The sequence below is a fragment of the Bacillus sp. LQ01 genome, assembly GCF_057624735.1.
In genome coordinates this window covers 1-16393 of sequence record NZ_JBYEZL010000002.1, presented here as the reverse complement: position 1 = coordinate 16393, position 16393 = coordinate 1, and the positions used below count along the sequence as shown (strand labels likewise).

General features: G+C 38.0%; 12 protein-coding genes, 15 tRNA genes and 2 pseudogenes. 7 read left to right on the top strand and 22 right to left on the bottom strand.

The window, feature by feature from the left end:
- Positions 1 to 27: 27 nt before the first annotated feature.
- Complete coding sequence (locus AC22L0_RS12380) at positions 28 to 759, top strand: yteA family sporulation protein (protein WP_087967163.1); 732 nt, start codon at positions 28 to 30, stop codon at positions 757 to 759.
- Positions 760 to 803: 44 nt separating this feature from the next.
- Here AC22L0_RS12380 and cspD read toward each other — a convergent pair whose 3' ends face one another.
- The gene (gene cspD / locus AC22L0_RS12375; protein ID WP_001193054.1) at positions 804 to 1004 is read right to left on the bottom strand and encodes a cold-shock protein CspD; all 201 of its coding nucleotides are present in this window, start codon (positions 1002 to 1004) and stop codon (positions 804 to 806) included.
- A gap of 326 nt (positions 1005 to 1330) precedes the next feature.
- Between cspD and AC22L0_RS12370 the strand changes: the two genes are divergently transcribed.
- The 4 genes from AC22L0_RS12370 (at position 1331) to AC22L0_RS12355 (ending at position 3749) form a co-directional block, all read left to right on the top strand.
- Entirely contained in the window at positions 1331 to 2113 is a 783-nt protein-coding gene (locus AC22L0_RS12370; RefSeq protein ID WP_001147834.1) for a TIGR00266 family protein, read from the top strand.
- A gap of 214 nt (positions 2114 to 2327) precedes the next feature.
- Positions 2328 to 2477, top strand: a complete 150-nt coding sequence (locus tag AC22L0_RS12365; RefSeq protein ID WP_000521639.1) for a hypothetical protein — start codon at positions 2328 to 2330, stop codon at positions 2475 to 2477.
- Between the two features lie 338 nt (positions 2478 to 2815).
- Complete coding sequence (locus AC22L0_RS12360; RefSeq protein WP_001260134.1) at positions 2816 to 3538, top strand: lipase family protein; 723 nt, start codon at positions 2816 to 2818, stop codon at positions 3536 to 3538.
- A gap of 76 nt (positions 3539 to 3614) precedes the next feature.
- Positions 3615 to 3749, top strand: a complete 135-nt coding sequence (locus AC22L0_RS12355) for a hypothetical protein (protein WP_000911065.1) — start codon at positions 3615 to 3617, stop codon at positions 3747 to 3749.
- 103 nt (positions 3750 to 3852) lie between these two features.
- On the opposite strand, the gene glgP is transcribed toward AC22L0_RS12355, so the two are convergent.
- The 5 genes from glgP to glgB all read right to left on the bottom strand — a co-directional run bounded on the left by glgP (position 3853) and on the right by glgB (position 11891).
- A complete protein-coding gene (glgP, locus tag AC22L0_RS12350; RefSeq protein WP_000494098.1) occupies positions 3853 to 6261 on the bottom strand; it encodes a glycogen phosphorylase in 2409 nt (802 codons plus the stop codon).
- An 18-nt stretch (positions 6262 to 6279) separates the two neighbouring features.
- Positions 6280 to 7710, bottom strand: a complete 1431-nt coding sequence (gene glgA, locus AC22L0_RS12345; RefSeq protein WP_048568044.1) for a glycogen synthase GlgA — start codon at positions 7708 to 7710, stop codon at positions 6280 to 6282.
- Positions 7711 to 7822: 112 nt separating this feature from the next.
- The gene (gene glgD, locus AC22L0_RS12340) at positions 7823 to 8857 is read right to left on the bottom strand and encodes a glucose-1-phosphate adenylyltransferase subunit GlgD (RefSeq protein WP_000504164.1); all 1035 of its coding nucleotides are present in this window, start codon (positions 8855 to 8857) and stop codon (positions 7823 to 7825) included.
- An 18-nt stretch (positions 8858 to 8875) separates the two neighbouring features.
- Positions 8876 to 10006 (bottom strand): glucose-1-phosphate adenylyltransferase, encoded by a 1131-nt coding sequence (gene glgC, locus AC22L0_RS12335; RefSeq protein WP_000057606.1) that lies wholly within the window; start codon positions 10004 to 10006, stop codon positions 8876 to 8878.
- Positions 9954 to 11891: a 1,4-alpha-glucan branching protein GlgB gene (gene glgB, locus AC22L0_RS12330; protein WP_000111398.1), complete on the bottom strand. Its 1938-nt coding sequence runs from the start codon at positions 11889 to 11891 to the stop codon at positions 9954 to 9956. Before glgB ends, glgC begins: the two co-directional genes overlap by 53 nt.
- 327 nt (positions 11892 to 12218) lie before the next feature.
- Here glgB and AC22L0_RS12325 point away from each other — a divergent pair.
- Positions 12219 to 13097, top strand: a pseudogene (locus AC22L0_RS12325) (dockerin type I domain-containing protein); the annotation flags it as partial.
- Between the two features lie 221 nt (positions 13098 to 13318).
- Here the strand turns inward: AC22L0_RS12325 and AC22L0_RS12320 are convergent.
- Entirely contained in the window at positions 13319 to 14263 is a 945-nt protein-coding gene (locus AC22L0_RS12320; RefSeq protein ID WP_000715340.1) for an L-lactate dehydrogenase, read from the bottom strand.
- Between the two features lie 483 nt (positions 14264 to 14746).
- Here AC22L0_RS12320 and AC22L0_RS12315 point away from each other — a divergent pair.
- Positions 14747 to 14922: pseudogene (locus AC22L0_RS12315) on the top strand (IS4 family transposase); the annotation flags it as partial.
- 98 nt (positions 14923 to 15020) lie between these two features.
- On the opposite strand, the gene AC22L0_RS12310 reads toward AC22L0_RS12315, so the two are convergent.
- The 15 genes from AC22L0_RS12310 to AC22L0_RS12240 all read right to left on the bottom strand — a co-directional run bounded on the left by AC22L0_RS12310 (position 15021) and on the right by AC22L0_RS12240 (position 16348).
- A tRNA-Glu gene (locus AC22L0_RS12310) sits at positions 15021 to 15092 on the bottom strand.
- A 5-nt stretch (positions 15093 to 15097) separates the two neighbouring features.
- Positions 15098 to 15188, bottom strand: a tRNA-Ser gene (locus AC22L0_RS12305).
- Between the two features lie 7 nt (positions 15189 to 15195).
- A tRNA-Asn gene (locus tag AC22L0_RS12300) sits at positions 15196 to 15270 on the bottom strand.
- Between the two features lie 7 nt (positions 15271 to 15277).
- Positions 15278 to 15354, bottom strand: a tRNA-Ile gene (locus AC22L0_RS12295).
- Between the two features lie 10 nt (positions 15355 to 15364).
- Positions 15365 to 15435 (bottom strand) — tRNA-Gly (locus tag AC22L0_RS12290).
- 13 nt (positions 15436 to 15448) lie between these two features.
- Positions 15449 to 15524, bottom strand: a tRNA-Lys gene (locus AC22L0_RS12285).
- Positions 15525 to 15534: 10 nt separating this feature from the next.
- Positions 15535 to 15610 (bottom strand) — tRNA-Thr (locus tag AC22L0_RS12280).
- Positions 15611 to 15624: 14 nt separating this feature from the next.
- Positions 15625 to 15700, bottom strand: a tRNA-Phe gene (locus tag AC22L0_RS12275).
- 13 nt (positions 15701 to 15713) lie between these two features.
- Positions 15714 to 15789, bottom strand: a tRNA-Asp gene (locus AC22L0_RS12270).
- 3 nt (positions 15790 to 15792) lie between these two features.
- Positions 15793 to 15869 (bottom strand) — tRNA-Met (locus AC22L0_RS12265).
- Positions 15870 to 15897: 28 nt separating this feature from the next.
- Positions 15898 to 15990 (bottom strand) — tRNA-Ser (locus tag AC22L0_RS12260).
- Between the two features lie 17 nt (positions 15991 to 16007).
- Positions 16008 to 16084: transfer RNA gene (locus tag AC22L0_RS12255), tRNA-Ile, on the bottom strand.
- Positions 16085 to 16088: 4 nt separating this feature from the next.
- Positions 16089 to 16165, bottom strand: a tRNA-Met gene (locus tag AC22L0_RS12250).
- 20 nt (positions 16166 to 16185) lie between these two features.
- Positions 16186 to 16258, bottom strand: a tRNA-Ala gene (locus tag AC22L0_RS12245).
- Between the two features lie 16 nt (positions 16259 to 16274).
- Positions 16275 to 16348, bottom strand: a tRNA-Pro gene (locus tag AC22L0_RS12240).
- Positions 16349 to 16393: the final 45 nt, after the last annotated feature.

Below are 16393 nucleotides of genomic sequence, written 5' to 3'. Positions count from 1 at the left end.
AACTGAATTGTAGGAAGGTGGACGACTATGTTAACTCCACAACAAATAAATCAATTTAAATCCGTTTTAGAAAAACAAAAACACGAACTAGAGCAAACGATACAAACTCATGAAAATACAGATCGTGCTTCTGAACGTGATTCCGTTGGAGAATTATCTAGCTATGATAACCATCCAGCTGATATGGCTACAGAGCTATATGAACGGGAAAAAGACTTCGGGCTTATTGAGCTTTGGCATAAACAGCTTGAGGACACGAAACATGCCTTGCAAAAAATAGAAGCGGGTACGTACGGCATTTGCGAAGTGTCTGGTGAAGAAATTCCATTTGAAAGATTGGAAGCAATGCCGACTGCTACAACATGCGTTCAGCACGCAATAAATAAATTAAACATGGATGCGCGTCCAGTTGAAGAGGAAGTGTTATCTCCTTCTTTTCACAAGCATGATGAGGACCATTCTGTTGAGTACGATGCGGAAGATGCGTGGCAAGATGTCGCAAATTACGGAACATCTGAAACGCCGTCTGATTTAGAAAGACAAGATTCGAAAAACTATAATGGCATGTACGTAAACAGTGAGGAAAATGTAGGATACGTAGAAGATTTCGAAAACTTTATTGGTACAGATATGTATGGAAAAAATCCGCAAGTTTTCGCTACGGAAGAACATGAAGAATATGAACAAATGCTTGATGACTTTGAAGAGCGTACCTTCAAAGGTGAATTATCTTCAAATGAATCTAGTTCCAAAGAATAAAAAAAAGCATTCCGAAAATCGGAATGCTTTTTATCGCTAGCTAATTAGTTTTTTGTAACGTTAGCAGCTTGTGGTCCACGGTTACCTTCAACGATTTCGAAAGAAACTTCTTGACCTTCTTCTAAAGTTTTGAATCCGTCACCTTGGATAGCTGAGAAGTGAACGAATACATCGTCTCCACCTTCAACTTCGATGAAACCGAAACCTTTTTCGCTGTTGAACCATTTAACTTTACCTGTTTGCATGTCATGTACCTCCTAAATAAAAATGAAACTATGAATCCACATGAAAAGGTGGATATAAAGGACATGAATGTATAACAAGCTTACAGCCTTTAATTCAACGTGCTTTATTTCCGTACCACATTATGTAGCTCAATAGTGACTTCACTATATCACGCTATATCAAAAACGTCAAATGAGAACACTTTCATTCCACCATTTTTTTATAATTTTAATATAATGTTGAATTTCCATATTCATATTTTATTGGAAAATTAACAAAACTATAGTGTGCTAATTCTAATAATTTCTGTACAATATAATTACTACATATTTATGAGGTGAGAAAAATGCAAGCACATGAAATCGAGTATAAATTATACGGCGATGATATGCAGTTTGTTGAAATTGAGTTAGATCCAGAAGAAAGCGTGATCGCAGAAGCTGGCGCAATGATGATGATGGAAGATTACATAGAAATGGAAACAATCTTCGGTGATGGTTCTGGCCCATCTGGAGGTTTATTCGGAAAATTAATGGGCGCTGGTAAGCGTCTCGTTACAGGCGAAAGTATGTTTATGACTGTATTTACAAATACAGGTCACGGCAAACGCCACGTCTCATTTGCTGCTCCTTATCCTGGTAAAATTATTCCTGTAGATTTAACAGAATATCAAGGAAAAGTAGTTTGTCAAAAAGATGCCTTTCTTTGTGCCGCAAAAGGTGTTTCTATCGGAATTGAATTTACGAAAAAAATAGGAACTGGTTTCTTCGGTGGTGAAGGTTTTATCATGCAGAAACTTGAAGGTGACGGTCTTGCTTTCATGCACGCAGGTGGAACTGTATATAAACGTGAATTAAAACCTGGTGAGAAACTTCGCATTGATACAGGTTGTCTTGTTGCTATGACAAAAGACATTAACTATGATGTCGAGTTCGTTGGAAAAGTAAAAACAGCTCTATTTGGCGGCGAAGGTTTATTCTTCGCAACGTTAGAAGGACCTGGAACAGTTTGGATTCAGTCCTTAACACTTAGCCGATTAGCAGCACGCCTTACAAGCCCAGCAGCGCAAAGTACTGGCGAAGGTAGTGTATTAGGTGGCCTTGGTCGTTTATTAGATGGGAAAGAGTAAACTGTGCCCTTATGTGGGAATGGCCATCAACTAATAAAATAATAAAATTAAAACACCCTTGCTTGCAGTAATGCAATGAAAGGGTGTTTTAATTTACGTCTACAAACGAGAAAAAGCAGTTAAAATAAAGTAATAAGGTTTACTTCAGGAAAATAAGGTATATTATATTTGTTGAGTAGATTCTCTTTAGAGACAAGAAAAGTAGGTGAACAAAGTGGGAAAATATCAATTGGATTCCAAAAGTCAGGTAGCTGTGGCAAAGTTCCATGAAAAACAGAAGCCTGCCAAATTTGATAAAAAGCAGCAACTTGAAAAATTGCGTACGGAGTATTTGAAAAAGAAGCAAAAACAAACAGATAAATAATATGTTTTATTTTCCGAATTTTTTCTGTATGTAACGCAAACAAACACAAGAAAATAGGTAAGTTATTCATCATTCAAATATATACAGGCTATTTTTTCAAACCTCTTACTTATGCAACTAACGCATGCGTCAGTTCATTAAGAATAACTAAAAAAGTCGATTCCTTGAGATGAAAAAGAGTAAACAGTGCCCTTATCAGGCACTGTTTTATTTTGACATTATAATTTCCTCCACTGATTTAGGTAAGCGATACAAGCTATTCCCCACCTCCAAAAGAATGAATCAAGTTCCTCACCGCATATATTAAACTATACCTTTTCTTAAGGAGGGCTACCTTAATGCGTACTCCTTTATCCTTTGATAAAGAAACTGCCATACTGTTAGCTTCTTGTTGTGAGTTAACGTATGAACAATATAAACAAAATGGTATTTTCGAAATACCAGATGGTTTTCAATATGTACAAGGTTTTCAAGGAAAGGCAATTCAAACAACAGAATGGTTCGGATTTATATTAGAATCTGAGGATACAATTATCGTTGCCTTCAGAGGCACTCAAACAGATCCAGATTGGATTATTGATTCTCTCGTCAATCAAAAACCTTATCCTTATGCTTTAAATGGCGGAAATGTCCATAACGGTTTTCTCTCTATTTATGAGTCTTGTCGTGATTCTATTATGGATATGCTCGTATCATTGCCAGCACATAAAAAACTGCTAGCTACTGGGCATAGTCTAGGTGGCGCGCTTGCCACATTACACATATTAGATGCACGTATAAATACTGCCTTCGCACAGTATGGACTTTATACATTCGCTTCTCCAAAAGTAGGAGATATCGCTTTTCGAAATTATTATAAACTACAAGTAGCTAGTAGCTTTCGTTTCGTCAACTTATTCGATGTCGTTCCACTTCTCCCTCCCCGAAACATAAATTTTAATGATCATGACTGGGAGTATGCACACGTCCATCACAACATGACATTTACAAAAAACACAAAATCCATTACAAATAATCATTCCATTACAACATACAAAACATGTCTGACTTCTCATTTTTAACCAGTAAACAATTGGAAATAAAATATTCGTATACTATAATAATCTATGAAGTTATTTTTGGATGAGGGGACCTTACATGTTAAAATTTATCTTCGCATTTTTCCTTATTGTAATTTTTACGGTTACAGGTTTCTTTACATTTTCATACTTTGCGACAGGAGAGTATGATGGGGCAGGTATCATATATACCACTGTTCCATTTCTTTCTTAAGCAAAATAAATAAAACGAGCTTAATTTTATTAAGCACGTTTTATTTATTAATATCCATTTCTGTTGGTAAATCGATAATATATCTCCCAATATAGCAACCTCTTTAAAACTGTTTAACTGCATTACCAATACCCCAAATTTCATTACTGTACTGCAAAATCGTTCGATCGCTCGCAAAATGACCAGACTGTGCAATATTTAAAATCGACATTTCTAGCCACTTCGTTCGGTTCTCATAAGCTCTACCGACAGCTTCTTGTCTTTCAGCATATGGACCAAAATCTCGCAGAACGAAATATTCATCATTTTGAATAACGAGAGAATCGTAAATTGCTTCAAATTCGGCTCCCGACTGTGCAAAGAAACCATTCGTTAACTGATCTACTACCTTTTTAATGTGCCCATTGTGGTGATAATAATCACTTGCACGATATCCACCATTTTGATAGTAATGAAGAACCTCTTCGGCTGTTAAACCGAAAATGAAACAGTTATCATCACCGACCCGGTCTTTTATTTCAACGTTAGCACCGTCTAGCGTTCCGAGTGTAATCGCACCATTCATCATAAATTTCATATTACCTGTTCCCGATGCTTCTTTACTCGCCGTTGAAATTTGTTCACTTACATCCGCTGCCGGGAATATATCTTCTGCTAAAGAAACTCGATAGTTTTCTAGAAAGATAACTTTCATATATTGACTGACATACGGGTCATTATTTACTTTTCTTGCGAGTTCATTTATTAATTTAATAATTTTTTTCGCGTAATAATAGCCAGGTGATGCTTTCGCTCCAAAAATAAAAGTACGCGGATAAAATGTAAAACTAGCATCCTCTTTCAAACGGTTATACAAATATAAAATATGAAGAACATTTAATAATTGTCGTTTGTAAGCATGTAATCTTTTCACTTGCACATCAAAAATAGAATTTGGATCAATGGTAATCCCCATTGTATTATGAATACGCTCCGCTAAAATCTCTTTACGCTCTTGTTTTACCTCTGCAAATTTCTCTTGGAAACTCGCATCATATTGAACTAATTGTAGCTCTTGAAGCTTAATCGGTTCTTTCTTCCACTCTGTTCCAATCGCCTCTGAAATGAGATTTGTTAACTGTGGATTTGCTTTCATAAGCCAGCGCCTATGAGCAATTCCATTCGTCTTATTATTAAACTTATCTGGATAAAATTCATAAAACAATCGCATTTCCCGCTGCTTTAATATTTCCGTATGAATTTTCGCTACACCGTTTACGCTATGGCTACCGACAATCGCTAAATGAGCCATTTTCACAAGGTCATGTGCAATAATCGCCATTGCTTCAATACGATCCCACTCATACGGATACTGTTCCCACAGTTCATGACAGAAACGTTCATTAATCTCTTCAATAATCATATAAATTCTCGGTAATAACGGTTTAAAAATGTGAATTGGCCACTTTTCGAGCGCTTCTGATAACGTCGTATGATTCGTATAAGAAATCGTCTGCGTCGTTATGTGCCAAGCTTCTTCCCATGCTAACTTTTCTTCGTCTAGTAAAATACGCATCAGTTCCGGAATTGCTAAAACCGGATGTGTATCGTTAATGTGGATCGCAATTTTTTCATGTAGTTGACGAAGGTCACCGTATCTTTCTCTATGCATTCGAACGATATTTTGCAAACTTGCTGATACGAGGAAATACTGTTGTTTTAAACGAAGTATTTTTCCCTCATCATGCGTATCATCTGGATATAAAAACTCCGATACAGCCTCTGTTTCACGCTTATATTTCAAAATATCTTTGCAGTTTTGCGGGAAAGGAACTGGTTCAGCATTCCAAAGTCTAAGTGTATTTACAGTACTCGTCTCATAGCCAACTACCGGCACATCATATGGCACGGCCATAATGACTTCTGCATTTGTATGCCTAAACTCTAAACGCCCGTCAATTTCTAGCGGTTCAACACTGCCGAAATAACTTACTTCTACAGCTTGATCATGCCTTCTTACTTCCCATACGTTTTCATGAAGAAGCCACTGTTCTGGAAATTCGACTTGATAACCATCAACAATTTTCTGATCAAACAAACCATGTTTATAACGAATTCCACAGCCGTGTCCTGGCAAGTTTAAAGATGCAAGTGAATCGAGAAAACAGGCTGCTAAGCGTCCAAGCCCACCATTACCAAGGCCTGCATCTGCTTCCACTTCTTCTAACTCTTGTAACGAAATCCCTAGTTCAGATAACCCTTGCTCGCATACATCTCTAATACCTAAATTCAAGATGTTACTTCCAAGCAAACGTCCAAGCAAAAACTCAATAGACAAGTAATACATTTGCTTTTGCTCTCCGGATCGATAACTCTCATTCGTTGCAATCCATTGACTATTCATATACTCACGTACCATATGGCCGAGCGTATTATATTGATCACGAGTTGTAGAATCTTTGAAACTTTTCCCATACATCGTCTCTAACTTTTCTAGAAAAGTTGATTTAAAACTTTCAACATGAGTAAACATTTTTTCACCACCTACATGTTATTCCATGAGACTTTTATACAATTCCTTATAAGCAAGAGCCGATTGCTCCCAGCTATAATCTTCAGTCATCGCTTGTTTTACAAGCTGCTCCCATACCGGTTTATCGTGATAGAATTCAATTGCACGATGAATCGTATGCAGCATGTCATGTGCATTAAAATTCGTGAAACTGAAACCATTTCCTTCGCCTGTTTCTTCATCATAAGAATGTACTGTATCGTTTAATCCACCTGTTTCTCTTACAATTGGAATCGTACCGTACGCTAATGCGATAAGTTGTCCAAGTCCACACGGTTCAAACAGCGATGGCATTAAAAACAAATCGCTTCCCGCATACACTTGGTGAGCTAATTCTTCATTAAATCCGATATAAACTTTTACCTTCTCCGGATACTCATATGCCATCCACTCAAAGAATTGCTCATATTCCGAATCACCTGAACCTAAAATAATACATTGTACATCTTCTTCCATTAGTTCGCGGAATACAGTACGTACTAAATCAAGCCCTTTTTGCTTCGTTAATCTCGTTACCATTGAAATAATTGGTGTATCCTCTTTTTCTGGCAAACCAAAATAACGCTGCAAAGCGCGTTTATTTTCACTTTTTTCATATAATGACTCTGCATCATACTGAGCCTTAATATACGAATCCGTTTCTGGATTATATACGCTCGTATCAATGCCATTTACAATACCGCTAAGCTTATCATTATATTTTCGCAGTAATCCATCTAACTTCTCACCGAAAAATTCATATTGAATTTCTTCTTTATACGTCGGGCTCACCGCTGTAATTTGATCCGAAGCGATAATACCGCCCTTCATAAAGTTCACATTCCCATAAAACTCTAACTGCTCACTGTGGAAATATTCATCACCAAGTTCTAACAAGTCGTACATTACTTCAGGAGGAAATACACCTTGGAACTGTAAGTTATGAATTGTATATACCGTTTTAATACGCTCATATAACGGGTTATCTTGATACTTTTCACGAAGTAAGAAATTAACCATAGCCGTATGCCAATCGTGGCTATGAAGAACATCCACTTCAAAATCAAGGTGCGGAATACACTCTAACACCGCTTTTGAGAAATAAGAAAAACGCTCTCCGTCATCATAATGACCATACAGAGAATCTCTCTTAAAATAATATTCATTATCTATTAAGTAATACGTAATTCCGTCTTGCTCACCTTTTAAAATTCCACAATATTGATTTCTCCACCCAAGCGGGACGTTAATTACTTTATGTAACGTACATCCATCTCTTAACTTTTGCGGAATGAGACTATAATTCGGAAGTATAATACGAACGTCCACTCCTAATTTTTTCAGCTCTTTTGGGAGCGCACCCGCTACATCAGCTAATCCTCCCGATTTCACAAACGGTACACATTCTGATACTGCAAATAAAATATTCACTTGTTGTCCCACTGCGCGAAAAGTTTTTATTACTCCTCTTGCAGCTTCCTCCCTTCGAGTTTTCATTTGAATTAAAACTTTAATCAGTGGAGGAAGACCCCCACTGATTCTTTTAAGAATAACTATTAATCGTACTGTTTTGTACGCTTCCTTTTTCTACAACATACGGCCCATCGGCGTTTCCTTTTAATACGACACCGTCACCAATTTTCACGTCTTTATCAATAATAACACCATCTATTATACAGTTATCTCCAATTTGGCTCTTTTGCATAATAATACTGTTACGAATAATTGAACCTTTTCCAATTTTAACTGAACGGGAAACAACACTGTTTTCGACTTCCCCTTCAATAATACTACCGTTTGCAATCATTGTATTTTTCACGACTGCACCCTTTAAATAACGAGTTGGTGGCTCATCTTTTACTTTCGTAAAGATCGGTGCTTCTTTCTTAAATAATTGCTTCCAAATAGCAGGTTGCAAAATTTCTAAGCTATGTTTATAGTAACTTTCAATCGAGTCAATAATTGCTACATATCCAGTATGTTCATATGTAGCAATGTGTAATGATTTCCCGCGCTTTTCTCTCACTACATCAAATAAACTGTATTGTTCCACATCTTTATATGACTCAAATAAGTCTAACAATAATTGTTTCTTTAACACATATGTTTGAAGTGAAACCCCTTCATGGCAAACTTCCGTAATATCAGCTGCCGTATGTATATGTCGCTCTAACACCGCTTGAAAATTTAATGCTGTTACGAGATGGCTATTCGTAATAACAACGTACTCTTCTCTGCTTCTTAGAAAATAATCAATATGTCTTCTAAAGTGTGCAAAAGACCCAAATTCATCTTGGTCACATTGGCAGTTTGGCGGGAATAAAAATAGTCCGTCTCGTTTTCTATCTAAATCCCACTGTTTTCCTGAACCAACATGGTCCATTAACGAACGATTTTTATGGCTTGTAAAAACTGCCACACTATGAATACTAGAATTCACCATATTTGAAAGCATGAAATCAATGAGTCGATAACGGCCCCCAAACGGTAACGCCGCTAGTGAACGATGCCCTGTTACTTTCTTTAAGGAAGGAAAACTTCCCGTTGCATTAATAATCCCTAACATTTTTTCTCCCATTCATTTCATCCCCCTTTTCTATTTCCCTTCAGCAATTAATACTACATCGTCAACATTCTTTTCTGGACGAATGATTGTTCCATCCTCGATAACCATTTCTGATCCAACAATCGCTCTTTCAATCACAACATTTTTACCAATCTTAGCCCCTGGCATAACGACAGAATCAATCACCATACTTCCTTCTTCCACCGTCACTCCTTGGAATAACACAGAATGCTTCACGTCCCCTTCAATGACGCACCCTTCGTTAATAAGCGATTCTTCTACTTTCGCCTTTTCAGCAATATATTGAGGCGGTTCGTTTGGATTGACAGAGTAAATACGCCAATTACGATCGTTTAAATTCAGTGATGTTTCATCGCGAAGCAAATCCATATTCGCTTCCCATAAGCTCTTCACCGTTCCAACATCTTTCCAATATCCTTCAAACGGATACGCCATTAGCTTCTTCCCTTCATCCAATAAAAGCGGAAGTACGTCTTTTCCAAAATCGTTACTAGATTCAGGGTTTCTTGCATCCATCTCTAAATACTCTTTCAAAATTGACCAATTAAAAATATAGATTCCCATTGATGCAAGATTACTTCTTGGAAATTGTGGTTTCTCTTCAAACTCAACAATCTCCATTTCTTCATTTGTATTCATAATGCCAAAGCGACTCGCTTCATCCCAAGGTACTTCAATAACAGAAATGGATACGTCCGATTCTTTCTGAATATGGTAATCTAGCATCTTACTGTAATCCATTTTATAAATATGGTCGCCTGATAAAATGAGAACATACTCCGGTTCATACTGACTTAAATAGTTTAAGTTTTGATAAATGGCACTTGCCGTACCTGTATACCACTTAACCCCTGAAGACTCCGCATAAGGAGGTAAGACTGTGACCCCACCGTTTACTCGGTCTAAATCCCACGCATTTCCGATTCCGATATAATTATGAAGTTCGAGTGGTTGATATTGCGTTAAAATCCCAACCGTTTCAATACCAGAATTCGCACAGTTACTTAGCGTAAAATCAATAATGCGATATTTACCACCAAATGGAACAGCTGGCTTGGCTAAATTCTTTGTTAATGCACTTAAACGACTACCTTTTCCCCCTGCTAGTAACATTGCTACGCACTTTTGTTTTTGAGCCATCTTGTTTTTTGCTCCCCTTTCTCGTCTTCACTGGTCGTAATATGGATACGCCAAATGGTGGAATTGTAATCTCTACATGTGCTGCTTGATTATGGTACGGTTCTAGAATCGTCTTAAGACGTTTCTTATTCACTTGTCCCGAACCGCCATATTGCTGTGCATCACTGTTTAAAATCTCGTTATAATACTCGAAATCTGGTACACCTACTTTATAGTTTTCATATGTAGCTTTCGTAAAATTACATACGATAACTAACGCATCTTCTTGTTTATCCCCTTGGCGGATAAACGAGAAAATACTTTGCTCGTTATTATTAGCATCAATCCACTGAAAACCTTCAGGCGAATGATCAAGCTGCCAAAGTGGTTTTGAGCGCTTATACAATGCTATGAGCTCTTTAAAGTAATCATGCATATAACGATGCATTTCAAAATCATGTAAATTCCAATCTAAATCTTCAAGGTCTTTCCACTCATCAAACTGCCCGAATTCTCCTCCCATGAAAAGTAATTTCTTTCCTGGGTGAGTAAAGAAATATCCATATAACAAACGAAGCTGAGCAAACTTATCCCAGTAATCACCTGGCATTTTATTTAATAACGACTTTTTCCCATGAACGACTTCATCATGAGAAAGGGGTAATATGAAGTTTTCAGAGTAAGCATATAGTAAAGAGAACGTCATTTTCTCATGAATATATTTTCTGTACTCTGGCGCACACTCCATATATTTCAGCACGTCATTCATCCAGCCCATATTCCATTTGTAATTGAATCCAAGCCCACCTTCATACGTTGGTGCTGTTACAAGTGGCCAAGCTGTTGAATCCTCTGCCGTCATAAGAAAATCTTCATCCTCTGCAAACACTGCTTCATTTAACTCCCGTAAAAATGACACAGCGTACTCATTACTTTGCTCTTGTCCTTCTTTATTCCAGTACAACATGTTCGCAACTGCATCTACTCTGAAACCATCAATATGGAAATATCTCATCCAAAATAACGCATTTGAAATTAAGAAATTACGTACCTCTCTCTTTCCTAAATCAAAATTGACAGTTCCCCATACTAGATTTTCTTGTACATCTTTATCTTTATATTCATAGGTCGGTGTGCCATCAAACAAATATAAACCGTGAGCATCTTTACAAAAATGCCCCGGTACCCAATCTAAAATGACACCGATTCCATATTTATGACACTCGTCGACAAAATACATTAAATCATGCGGTGTACCAAATCTACTCGTCGCTGCATAATATCCCGTTCCTTGATATCCCCAAGAACGATCATATGGATGCTCAACAAGCGGCATAATTTCAATATGTGTAAATTGATGTTCCACCACATACGGAATGAGTTCTTCTGCCATTTCCCTGTAAGAATATAGTGTTCCATCTTCTTTCTTTTTCCAAGAACCAAAATGTAATTCATAAACTGTCATCGCTTCTTTATAAATCGGTTTTTTCTTTTTCTTACGATTCCAGTTTTTATCATTCCATTCATATCCTTTTATATCAAAAACTACAGATGCCGTATTCGGTCTTACTTCTGCATATATAGCATACGGATCTGCCTTTAAAATGACGTCACCAGCCAACGTTTCAATCGCATATTTATATATTTCTCCTTCTTCAATATGCGGTATAAATAAGGACCAAATCCCTTCTTCTGTCACTTGTAGCATCTTATGTTGCTCATAATCCCACTCATTAAAATCTCCAACAACACTCATTGCTTTCGCATGAGGAGCCCAGACTGTAAATCGTACCCCTTGAATCTCATCTTCCGTCACAACATGTGCGCCAAAGATGTTATAACTTTCATAGTACTTTTCTGTATGAAACTCATCTCGTTTCACTTCTTCACAATTTATTACACTCAATATGCTCACCTCACTTAGATGACAGAATTTTTTATACTTTAACTATTTCTGCGAAAAACTGCAATATCCTTGTTAATTTATAAAAAACATTCGTTTTTTTCTTAAAAATGTTAGTTTTTCTTCACATTTCCGTGTAAAATATCGAATTTTGACGAATATTCATTGAAAACGCTTTATTATTCTTCTATATTTTTACCAATTATTTTTTCTCAACCTTTATTTTATTATGTTTATCCTATTTTTCATGCTATTTTCCACTCAAAATCAAAACAAAATAATCTGTCATAAAAAAATGTTTCTCAATATTTTTTGTCACAATGTTATTGAAATGCGAAATTTAATCCTGCTTTTGAAAAGCTACTTTCCGAAAAAGGAGTAACCGCAAAAGTAAATGAACCGAAATTAGAGGCAGGTTTTGTTACAGTTGGCGGCGCTATCGATGACAAAAACTTTGCTGGATTAGATGGTGATTTCCCGTTCATTGATGTAACTTTCAAAGCAGAAAATGATGAATTTTATGAAGCAAACGCTCAATTAGAGTCACCAATTTTTGTTTACTGGAAACAAGGTGAATCAGAACCAAATAGAATGCGTGTACTTCAAGATCAAACATTCTCAGTTATGTCCTTAAACTCACTAGTAGAAGGAAATATTAAACCTGGTGCGTTCTTAAATGAACGCGAATATTTAGATGAAAAGTTCGATTATACAAAGCTTGGCCTAAAAGTATATGCGACTGATTCTTACCGTCATAAGTTTGAAGGCTCACTAGATAAATACGGATACTTCAAACTAAATGGACTTCCAGTTAATAAACACGACTATAACTTATATGTAGAGGTGCCAGGACATTTAACAAGCCGCCTAACAATGAAACTTGGTACTGAAAAAGACGGTAAGCTGCTTGGCCAATATTATTATGCAAGACCTGATGAAAACCTTACCGGCGATGTAAATGCTGATAAAGTAATCGATATTAAAGATGCTGAAATTATCGCTAGCAACTATGGTAAAAAAGGAGTAACTGTAAAAGACGGAGACCTTAATAAAGATGGTATTGTCGACGAAAAAGATATTCGCTTCGTTGAAAGGAACTTCTTGAAAAAAGGTCCAGATGCATCTAAATCACAAACACCTGTAGAAAAATCCAAAAGCGGTACACTGGCAGATATTTTAAAGAAATTAGGATTAACACCTAAAAAATAATAAAATGAAACTTTAATCAGTGGGTTTTTACTGCCCGGCAAATAGCGGAATAATAAAGAGCACTCTACGTAAAATAGAGTGCTCTTTTCTATAAACGACCCTTATCCAGCAAAAGGGGTATATTGGGGATATACAAGGGAAACCGGAAAAGGAATTTATATTAAATTATATAAGTTCAGAGGTAAGAAGCAGTTTCCCACCTCTGAATTATTTAGCAATTATTATAGTACTGGTGCCATTGTTTCTTTTAATACTTTTACAGAATGAGCGAACTTCACTTTTTCCTCTTCATTTAGCTCAAGTTCTACGATTTCACGTACACCTTCGCGGTTAATTACAGCTGGAACACCTACGTAAGCATCTTTCTCGCCGTATTGACCTTCAAGGTATGCAGATACAGTTAATACGCTGTTCTCGTTGTTTAAGATTGCTTTAGTTACACGAAGTAGTGACATACCGATTCCGTAGTAAGTTGCACCTTTACGCTCGATGATATGGTAAGCTGCATCACGTACGTTTTCGAAGATTTTGTCTAAGTCTTCTTGTTTGTACTGTTCGTTGTTAGCTAAGATTGTTTCTAATTTTTGTACACCGATAGTAGCGTGGCTCCATACTGGAAGTTCAGTGTCACCGTGTTCACCAACGATGTAAGCATGAACGTTACGTGGATCTACATCTAAGTAGTCACCTAACATGTAACGGAAACGAGCAGAGTCTAAAGTAGTACCAGAACCGATTACGCGCTCTTTCGGTAAACCAGATTCTTTCCAAGTTACGTAAGTTAAAATATCAACTGGATTAGTTGCAATTAAGAAGATTCCATCGAATCCGCTATCCATAATGCCCCGAACGATTTGTTTAAAGATCTTTGTATTTTTCTCAACTAAGTCTAAACGAGTTTCACCTGGCTTTTGTGGTAACCCAGCAGTGATAACAACTAAATCTGCATCTTTACAATCTGCATAGCTACCGCTCCAAACTTTTGTTGGTGATGGAGAGAATGGTACCGCATGGCTTAAGTCCATTGCTTCCCCTTCTGCTTTTGCTTCATTAACATCTACTAATACGAATTCTTCAGCTACACCTTGGTTGATCATTGAGTAAGCGTAACTACAACCTACAGCTCCTGTTCCTACTAATACTACACGATTGATACCTTTTTTCATGGTAATTTCCCCTCTCTATTGTTCACATATATTTTTTTATGATTGTTTAAGTAATTAATTAAAATACTAATTTAATGTTGTTTAACTTCTTTACATTCATATTGTAGCACGTATTATTGTGAATTACTTCACAAATTATGACCTATTTGTGAACTTTTTCACATAGAGTGTAAAGTTATTGGAATAGGTGTGGAATCCATTTCAATGGAGGCGTTTTCTTTAGATTGTGAAAGGGTTTTTCTTGTGGTTTTCATTGGTAAGTGAAATTATATCGGCGATTTTTAGAATATATCGACCGTAACTCCAAATATATCAGCGATTATTAAAATTTATCGATCGTAACTCAAATTATATCAGCGATTTTTGCAATATATCGACTTACCGACAAAACTCGACAATAATGACAACATAAAAAAGCTGTCTCCAGTAGGTCACCCTATTGAGAGGCAGCTTCTTCTATATATTATTTATTTTCCACAGTAGCTCCCGGATGTATTTTCATCGGTTTCTCCAAGTGTAGGAGGCTACAGCCATACAGCTGGGGTAAAAGTTCAACTTGAGGTATCATTTTAGATAGATAGTTCCTTCATATTCATACAGGCCCAAATAAACAACATAATTGTATTTACGGCTCTATATACCCAACTGCAACAGCCCATACTTCATATTTCTTCTATTGCATAAAAAAGCAGACTATCCAAAGTTCACTTTTATACAACAAAAAAAGAGATAGCAGATTATGCTATCTCTTTTAGTATGACCCGTACGGGATTCGAACCCGTGTTACCGCCGTGAAAGGGCGGTGTCTTAACCACTTGACCAACGGGCCAGTTCTGGCAGAGAAGAAGGGATTCGAACCCTCGCACCGCGTTCGCGATCTACTCCCTTAGCAGGGGAGCCCCTTGAGCCACTTGGGTACTTCTCTATAAATATGGCTCCGCAGGTAGGACTCGAACCTACGACCGATCGGTTAACAGCCGATAGCTCTACCACTGAGCTACTGCGGAACAATTATGGTGGGCCTAAATGGACTCGAACCATCGACCTCACGCTTATCAGGCGTGCGCTCTAACCAGCTGAGCTATAGGCCCATAATTAAAAAGCGGGTGAAGAGAATCGAACTCTCGACCAGAGCTTGGAAGGCTCTTGTTTTACCACTAAACTACACCCGCATTAAATTGTAAATGGTGAGCCATGAAGGACTCGAACCTTCGACCCTCTGATTAAAAGTCAGATGCTCTACCAACTGAGCTAATGGCTCATTTTGAAAGTGGTGCCGACTAGAGGACTTGAACCCCCAACCTACTGATTACAAGTCAGTTGCTCTACCAATTGAGCTAAGTCGGCTCGCGATTTCAAAATGGTGGCTCGGGACGGAATCGAACCGCCGACACGAGGATTTTCAGTCCTCTGCTCTACCGACTGAGCTACCGAGCCTTTATGTAAAAAATGGCGGTCCCGACCGGGGTCGAACCGGCGATCTCCTGCGTGACAGGCAGGCATGTTAACCACTACACCACGGGACCATTTGGTTGCGGGGACAGGATTTGAACCTGCGACCTTCGGGTTATGAGCCCGACGAGCTACCGTGCTGCTCCACCCCGCGATGATAAAATATTCACTTTAGAAAAAAATGGAGGAGGTAGAGGGATTCGAACCCCCGCGCGACTCTCGCCGCCTGTCGGTTTTCAAGACCGATCCCTTCAGCCGAACTTGGGTATACCTCCGAGATATATACGTCTAATGGTGGACCTTGTAGGACTCGAACCTACGACCGGACGGTTATGAGCCGTCTGCTCTAACCAGCTGAGCTAAAGGTCCTTTATGGTAGCGGCGGAGGGGATCGAACCCCCGACCTCACGGGTATGAACCGTACGCTCTAGCCAGCTGAGCTACACCGCCATAAATGATATTAATATAAGTGGAGCCTAGCGGGATCGAACCGCTGACCTCCTGCGTGCAAGGCAGGCGCTCTCCCAGCTGAGCTAAGGCCCCATGTTTTTTAGGAATATCGGGAAGACAGGATTTGAACCTGCGACCCCCTGGTCCCAAACCAGGTGCTCTACCAAGCTGAGCCACTTCCCGTTAATAAAAGCGCGCCCGAGAGGAGTCGAACCCCTAACCTCTTGA